The organism is Acetobacter sp. AAB5 (assembly GCF_050106715.1).
GTDB lineage: Bacteria > Pseudomonadota > Alphaproteobacteria > Acetobacterales > Acetobacteraceae > Acetobacter > Acetobacter oryzifermentans.
This window is the reverse complement of record NZ_JBNIEW010000044.1, coordinates 1-2,668: the sequence shown is the minus strand read 5'-3', so window position 1 is coordinate 2,668 and position 2,668 is coordinate 1. Positions and strand designations below refer to the sequence as shown.

At 50.5% G+C, this 2,668-nt stretch carries 3 protein-coding genes and 2 pseudogenes; 4 read left to right on the top strand and 1 reads right to left on the bottom strand.

What is annotated here, in order from left to right:
- From ACP7IZ_RS13685 to ACP7IZ_RS13670, 4 genes and pseudogenes are all read left to right on the top strand, one after another.
- Positions 1 to 192 (top strand): annotated as a pseudogene (locus ACP7IZ_RS13685) (hypothetical protein); the annotation flags it as partial.
- A gap of 275 nt (positions 193 to 467) precedes the next feature.
- Positions 468 to 887, top strand: coding sequence for a nucleotidyltransferase domain-containing protein (locus ACP7IZ_RS13680; RefSeq protein WP_006115565.1), 420 nt, complete (start codon positions 468 to 470; stop codon positions 885 to 887).
- On the top strand, positions 880 to 1,344 hold the full coding sequence (locus ACP7IZ_RS13675) for a hypothetical protein (RefSeq protein ID WP_124295654.1): 465 nt from the start codon (positions 880 to 882) through the stop codon (positions 1,342 to 1,344). Before ACP7IZ_RS13680 ends, ACP7IZ_RS13675 begins: the two co-directional genes overlap by 8 nt.
- Positions 1,344 to 2,387 carry a winged helix-turn-helix domain-containing protein gene (locus ACP7IZ_RS13670; protein ID WP_039891567.1) on the top strand — a complete coding sequence of 348 codons (1,044 nt, stop codon included), beginning with the start codon at positions 1,344 to 1,346 and terminating at the stop codon, positions 2,385 to 2,387. The genes ACP7IZ_RS13675 and ACP7IZ_RS13670 overlap by 1 nt, the downstream gene beginning before the upstream one ends.
- A 12-nt stretch (positions 2,388 to 2,399) precedes the next feature.
- Here the strand turns inward: ACP7IZ_RS13670 and ACP7IZ_RS13665 are convergent.
- Positions 2,400 to 2,668 (bottom strand): annotated as a pseudogene (locus tag ACP7IZ_RS13665) (hypothetical protein); the annotation flags it as partial.

Genomic DNA, 2,668 nt, shown 5'->3' with positions numbered 1-2,668 from the left:
CTTCAACATCAAAGAAACCAGGCTGCTTCATCTTCCACCATCCCCAATCAACGCCGAAGAAATGGAATCACACAGAACAGCTCAGAGACAAAGGGTTTTTCGAACCCTCCAGGTTATCGTGGTGCACCGCGCATTTTGCTGGCAATCCTTGAGCACCTTGGCGAGATTTCCAAACAAAAACAGACAGATTAATACCGCATCATCAATGCACGCATATCCCGTTATTCCTGTTTGTTTAGCGCATCTTCATAATGGTTTAGCGGGATATTGATATTATCGCAGGTAGATTAAGACGTAGGAAAAGGATTTGTAGGACAAGACACGGTTTGAATGTAAAAACAATTTAGATTACTTTAAATAGAATAAAATGAAATTGCTCTCCATTTTAGAATTGAGAGACCTGACGTCTTTCTGCAATATGTGGTAAAGAACCTAAAGCACACTAGAACACTGAGCGGATATTCAAGATGCAAACCATGATTATCGGCGAGAAACGAGAACGTGCCCTTTCTGGAGAAATTCAAGCAAACGCCGTAGAGCGCAGAAGGCATAACAATCAGCGTGCGCATGACCTGCTTGCTGGCGAACCAAAGCTGAAGACCCTTGTCGCACTCGCGAAAAAACAACTCAAGGCCAAACAGGTCTGGATTTTCGGTAGCCGCGCCAATGGGACAAACCGGCCAGATAGCGACTGGGACATTTTCCTCGTCCTCCCCAATACGGCCACTGATAATGATCTTAATCCCGTTACGACCTGGTCTATTGGGCGAAGCGCCGGGTTGATTGCTGATGTTGTCGCTGAACGCGATATTGAAGTCCGTTCAGCAATCAACGTGCCGAATACTTTGTCGTATGTCTTACATCGTGAAGGTGTTCGCGTTGCCTGAAAAGTCTGATCCCATTGCGAAAAAAATCGGCGCGCAGATATGGTTGGCAAGCTGTTACCTTCATGATGCAAAAACACTTCTTGAGGCACGCAGCCGAAATGCAGTCAATCAACTCTTTTATGCGGTTGAGGCGCTCTTGATCGCAACGATGACAGCCGAAGGACTACATATTAACCGGCATCAACAACATCAATTAGGCGCGATACTTGATACCATGCCTGATGAAAATCCATGGAAGCCGGAATTTCGTCCACTAGAAGTATTAACAGGATATGCCACCACTTACCGGTATGCGACACCTGGCGGCAGGATTCCCAAAGCCCCACCCCAAGCAGATGTTGAGGGCTGGTTAACAGCGACATCCCGTCTCCTTGAAACTGCTAAAATGCATTTCGATGTTACAGTTGATACTGGAGAATATAACTCCATGGCTGGAGTGATTGATCCGCCTCGTTGATGATTGCTCTTACCCAGACGGCAATTGCATTCGGTCGCATTGATCAGCATCTCCGTCATCACCCTCTTCTCCCAGCCATCCTCTTTCGGGAACGGCTTGAAGCCTCACGTGCCTGTGCAGCTGTCGATGGCCACCTCATAGATCCCTGGCGACTTGCCGCCGAACTTGAGGGCTTGAGAGTGGTACCTCTCGGCTCTGATGTCTTTGAGCGGGGGTCCTCTGTTGATGCGGCACATGCTGCTTTTGCACAATACCAATGGCTCGTTAAGCCAGATGAAGCACAACGCAACGCGATAGAGAGCGCCCTGGGGTGGCTTTCTGAACACAGCAAGGCATCAGGCCCTCTTCTTGGCGCTGCTACTGCATTTCATGCCTGGGTAGAAACTGGTCATGCCCGTGCCCCGATGCGCGCAGCCTTGATCCGACATTGGCGACGTACGGATATCCTTCATTTTCCGCTTCCCCTTGTTGGCGCCAGAGCTTTTATAGCGGATGCACCTTGGGAACCATCAGAATGGATCCCGTGCTTCCTCAACTGTCTGTATGATGAAATGACGGCCGTAGAAAACCGTACGCGTAAACTCGAACGAAGCTGGCGTCACGCACGCATGCAATCAGGTGCCCAGAGAAGCACATCGCGTGCCGATAAGGTCATAGATATCCTTGCCGCATACCCACTGATATCTGCAACGCGCCTCTCGGACGAACTGGGGTTATCTCTAAAAGCGGCTTACATCTATCTGGAACGATTTCTGTCAGATGGTCTGATTGTTGAAGTCACGCATCGCACCGCAAGGCGATTATTCGCCCTGAAAGAACTTGAACCACTCCGCGAGATCGTGCGCCCTCCCAAAAGACCCCTACCTGGCAGGAAACGCGGGCGGCCGAAAAAAAGCGAAAGTCAGGAGACCACTCCTCCAGAGGAGGACGTGGACATCCGGCCCCCAGGACCAGTGCCCACGTTTGCACCCATAAATTATGAGGAGCTGGAGCGTGCGATAGAGAACGCAGAACGCATCATACGCCGCTATCGTGCTGATTAGGCACAGAGTGTTCTATCCAATCTGTGGGCCTCGCGATTTTGGCCCATTTGATTGCGGGGCCGTTCCTTCTGACGCAGACAGTTTCTGACTGGCCCGATCGAACCACGATTCAGGAGATTGTGTCTGTTCGGCACTCATTCCATGCCCTGCTCGCTGATCCTCACGCAAATCTAGGTGTTTAGTCCCGGGGTTTGATGGTGTGATATTTTCACGAGAGTGGAAGGAAGCATTATGGGACAGATACGTCATGGGAGCGCCACGACCACGCACGCCGTGCGAGC